Below are 4,723 nucleotides of genomic sequence, written 5' to 3' on the forward strand. Positions count from 1 at the left end.
ACCGCTACATCCGTCATTGCGGCCGCTGTGGCGCTCACGTTCGGCTGCCTTGCAGTCGGCACGGGGTTCGCCGCCGGCAACGATGAGAACCCCTATTCTCCGGCTGCCGGACATCCGTATCGCCATGGGCCAGCGCCCACGCAGGAGGCCTGGCAACATATGAAAGAGTGGGCCACGAGCCATGCCAGCCCGGGCGGCCGCACTGCCTCAAAGACGCTCGCCTACGGCGGCGGAGTCGACGGCATCGGCGTCACCAGCGGCACGCCGAAGGTCTATCTGGTCGTCTACGGTAGCCAATGGGGAACGATTGGTACCGACAGCAGCGGTAATGTGACGCTGTCCAACGACGCCGGCGGCGCCGTGCCATATCTGCAAAATGTCTTCAAGGGCGTCGGCACGAACAATGAGTTGTGGTCCGGTGTGATGACGCAGTACTGCGACGGCCCCGGCGTTGCGACGAACGCAACGACGTGCCCGTCCACCGGCGCAACGCATGTCGGATATCCCGCCCCTACTGGCGCATTTGCCGGTATCTGGTACGACAATTCGGTGGCTTCGCCGACGCAAGCCACTGCTCTGCAGCTCGGACAGGAGGCGGTCAAGGCCGCAACACACTTCGGCAACACCACGCCCGCATCGAACCGTTTCGCGCAGTACGTGATCCTGTCGCCGTCCGGCACGCATCCGGATGGCTTCGGTGCCAGCGGCAGTTTTTGTGCGTGGCACGATTGGAACGGCGATGTCGGTGCGTCCTCGACGGTGGGCGACGTGGCGTTCACGAATATGCCCTACGTGCTCGATCTCGGCGCCAGTTGCGGCCAGAACTTCGTAAATGCGGGCGCAGCAGGTAACCTGGACGGCTTCTCGATCGTCAATGGCCATGAATACGCCGAGACCATCACCGACCAGAACCCGGCCGGCGGTTGGACCAATCACAGCAGCGGTCAGGAAAACGCCGACGAATGCGCGTGGATTTCCTCCGGTCAAGGCGCCAGCGCCAACGTGGTCATGGCTACCGGTACGTTTGCAATGCAAAGCACCTGGTCGAACGATACGAACCGGTGCGATATATCCCATGTGGTCGTCACCGGCGGCGGTGGCGGTGGCGGCGGTCCGACGGCCAGTTTCGGCTACGTGGCGAGTCGTCTTGTGGTCACGTTCACCGACAGTTCGACCGACAGCAGCGGCACGATCAACGCTCACGTTTGGACCTTCGGCGACGGCGGCACGTCGACCGCGACCAATCCGAGCCATACCTATAGTGCGCCGGGCAGCTATTCGGTGACCGAGAAAGTGACCGACAGCAATAACGCGAACAGCTCAGCTACGAAGACGGTAACGGTCAGGAAGCATTGATGATGATCTGGTGTCATCAAGCGCATCGCCTGATGGTGTGAAAGCAATCATTAAAGAGGGCCGCACAAGCGGCCCTCTTTTTTGAACGGTCCTAAACCAACGGAACCGGGAAGCTTCCGTTTGTTTGCGACATTTTACGGCAGTGAGAACTATGCGGCTTTGGCCGCCTTGTGCCACTGGCCAAGCGCGGCGAGGCCGTTCTCTTTCGCGCGCGAAGACACGATCTTCTGCGCCTCGGCGAAGTTCTTGACCAGATCTTTCGACCACAGCTTGAGCGCCGCCGATTGCATCGCGCGGCCGTAGCTGAAACTCAACGGCCACGGATGCGGACCCATCTGGTTCATCGCATTCAGATGCGCGGTGGATTGTTCGTCGGATTGTCCGCCGGAAAGAAACACGATGCCGGGCAGCAGGGTCGGTACGGAGGATTTCAGGCAGCGCACGGTCGCTTCGGCAACCTCGTCGACGCTGGCCTGTTCGGGGCAGCTCTTGCCGGAAATCACCATGCTCGCCTTGAGGATGGTGCCTTCGAGCATGACGTTCTGCTCGTACAGAGAACCGAACAGCGAACGCAAGGTCGCCTCGGTCACGTCGTAGCACACTTCGATATCGTGATCGCCGTCCATCAGGATTTCGGGTTCGACCATCGGCACGATGCCCGCTTCCTGGCACAGCGCCGCATAGCGCGCGAGCGCATGGCAATTGGCTTCGATGCAGGTGCCGCTCGGCATGTCCTCGCCGATCGTGATGACCGCGCGCCACTTGGCGAACTTGGCGCCGAGCCTGGCGTATTCAGCGAGGCGATCGCGCAGGCCGTCGAGGCCTTCGGTGATCAGCTCGCCGGGAAACCCGGCCAGCGCCTGCGCACCCTTGTCGACCTTGATGCCCGGCAGAATGCCGTTGTCGAGCATGACCTTGGTGAAGGGCACGCCGGCCTTGGTCGACTGACGAATGGTTTCGTCATACAGGATCGCGCCGGAAATATGTTCGCTGAGCTTGGGCGCCGTCAGCAGCATTTCGCGATAGGCGCGGCGGTTTTCCTCGGTGCTTTCGATCTTGACCGAATCGAAGCGCTTCTTGATCGTGGCGTTCGATTCGTCGATCGCGATGATGCCCTTGCCCGGCGCAACCATCGCCTGGGCGATAACTTCCAGTTCTTCGATACTCATGGGTGACTCCTGAAACGAATTCGTGCGCAAAGCGCAAGCGCCCGACCCGTCGTCGGGGCCGGAGATTATAGGCCACTTCAATATCCGCTGCCGAAATCCGCTGTGTCGGGACCGGAACAGGCGACGATCATCGATTACATCAAGCTTGCCGGCAGCTTGAAGTCCTCGAGCTTGCATTGGTCGTAGATACGCTGCTTTTCCGCGAACAGCCCGGGATTGGCCTTCACGTCCGGCGCATTGAACAACAGTATTTGATAGGTGTAGACGGGATCCTTGCCGACGTTCTGCGCGGCCGCGACGTAGTGCAGTGCGCGAATGCTGCTGACCGCGACTTGACTCAAATCGCCTTCCGGAACGATTTTCTCAAGTTTGACATCACCGATGGCGCCGCCGCGATTGATACGGAACGATACCGCAGCGCAAGTCGGTGCGGTGAGATTTTTCCCGTTTGGGGGCACTTGCGCGTCGTCCGCATGCGCCACCACCCACCATTTGGGCAGATCTGCGACCTTCACTAGATGTGGCCGTTCGCCGGCCAGCACCGCGCCGGAAAAAACGACCAGGCCCAGGGCTAAAGCACAAGAGGACAAGTTCATGATGCGATCTCCATGGCCGATGCCGGCAGACGATAACTTGGATCATACGCAAGCCGCCGGGTTCCCGGAACTGCGCGATCCCGTTGCCCGCCATGCAGGAAGCACCGCCGCATTGTTCAGGCGTGGCAGAATGCGGCCTCACCCGCCACGGAAAATCGCCATGCACGCACTCGCGCTCAGCGCCGCCCTGCTCGTCGTCGCCGCTACGGCCACGGGCGCCGAGCCAGTGAGCGCACCGGCCGATCCGGAAATTTTTGCGCCGCTCGATGTGTTCAAGCTCGAATGGGCCGATCATCCGCAGCTGTCGCCGGACGGCCGTTTCGTCGTCTACGAACGCAAGCGCTTCGACATCATGAAGGATCGCAAGCGCTCGAGCCTGTGGTTGGTCGACAGCGAAGGCCGCGGCCAGCGTGCGCTCGTCTCGGACAGTGGCGATCAGGGCGGCGCCGCGTGGTCGCCCGACGGCAAGCGCATCGCCTATATCAGCGCAAGTGAGGGCAAAGCGCAGATCCATGTGTTGTGGCTGGACTCGGGCGCGACGAGCGCGATCACGCATCTGACCGAGGGGCCCGGCAACCTGTCGTGGTCGCCGGATGGACGCTGGATCGCGTTCACCCAGCATGTACCCGTGCAGGATGCGCCACTGGCGAAGCTGCCGCCCGCGCCGAAAGGCGCGGAATGGGCCGAATCGGTGAAGCTGATCGACCGCCTCACCTATCGCATCGACGGCGGCGGCTATGTCGACCCAGGTTACGCGCACGTGTTCGTTGTCTCCGCCGACGGCGGTGCGGCGCGCGAAGTGTCGGCGGGCAAACACGATTTCGCAGGGCCGATCGCATGGGCGCGCGACGGCAAAAGCGTGTTCGTGTCGGCCAATCTCGACGACGACTGGGAGCGCGAGCCGCTCGAAAGCGAGCTCTATCGCGTCGCTGTCGACAGCGGCGCGCTGACCCGGCTCACCGAGCGCAAAGGTCCGGACCACAATCCGGTCATCTCGCCCGACGGTACGCATCTCGCGTATCTGGGTTTCGACGACAAGATGCATCCGTATCAGGCTTCGCACCTCTACGTGCTCGATCTCGCGAACGGCAAGTCGAACGCGCTGACCGCCGACGCCGATATCGATGTCGAGCAGCCCGCATGGGATGGCAACGGCGCGCTGTATTTCGCCTACGACGATCACGGCATCACCAAGGTCGCACACGTCGGCGCACACGGCGGCAAGATCGACGTCGTCGCCGACGATTTCGGTGGCACGCAGATCGGCCGGCCATACTCGGGCGGTGCGATGTCGGGCGCTGCGGGCCGCGTCGCCTATACCCGCGGCGACGTGCAGCATCCGCCCGATGTCGCGATCGTCGCGCAGGGTGCGAAGTCGAAAAAGCTCACCGACCTCGACGCGAACCTGCTCGAGCACAAGACGCTCGGCAAGGTCGAGGAGATCAACGTCAAGTCGTCGGCCGACGGCCGCACGATCCAGGGTTGGATCGTCAAGCCACCGCGCTTCGATCCGGCCAAGTCGTATCCGCTACTGCTGGAAATTCACGGCGGGCCGTTTGCCAACTACGGCCCACGCTTTGCGCCCGAAACGCAGCTGTACGC

Annotated in this window: 4 protein-coding genes; 2 read left to right on the top strand and 2 right to left on the bottom strand. The window is 62.5% G+C overall.

The annotated features are described in order from the left end of the window. A partial coding sequence (locus VIE67_RS14190; protein WP_332027102.1) for a PKD domain-containing protein occupies window positions 1-1,356 on the top strand: 1,356 nt, incomplete at its 5' end. A 149-nt stretch (window positions 1,357-1,505) separates the two neighbouring features. On the opposite strand, the gene VIE67_RS14195 is transcribed toward VIE67_RS14190, so the two are convergent. Further along, entirely contained in the window at window positions 1,506-2,525 is a 1,020-nt protein-coding gene (locus VIE67_RS14195) for a class I fructose-bisphosphate aldolase (protein WP_332027103.1), read from the bottom strand. A 134-nt stretch (window positions 2,526-2,659) separates the two neighbouring features. Next, window positions 2,660-3,121, bottom strand: coding sequence for a hypothetical protein (locus tag VIE67_RS14200; RefSeq protein WP_332027104.1), 462 nt, complete (start codon window positions 3,119-3,121; stop codon window positions 2,660-2,662). Between the two features lie 160 nt (window positions 3,122-3,281). Here VIE67_RS14200 and VIE67_RS14205 point away from each other — a divergent pair. After that, window positions 3,282-4,723: S9 family peptidase (locus VIE67_RS14205; protein ID WP_332027105.1), on the top strand; the 1,442-nt coding region annotated here is incomplete at its 3' end.

Source organism: Rudaea sp., assembly GCF_036560865.1.
In the GTDB taxonomy this organism is placed as follows: Bacteria; Pseudomonadota; Gammaproteobacteria; order Xanthomonadales; family Rhodanobacteraceae; genus Rudaea.

Coding starts and splice junctions, on each gene's coding strand:
- VIE67_RS14195 (WP_332027103.1), bottom strand. CDS start 2,525: ATGAGTATCGAAGAACTGGAAGTTATCGCCCAGGCGATGGTTGCGCCG.
- VIE67_RS14200 (WP_332027104.1), bottom strand. CDS start 3,121: ATGAACTTGTCCTCTTGTGCTTTAGCCCTGGGCCTGGTCGTTTTTTCC.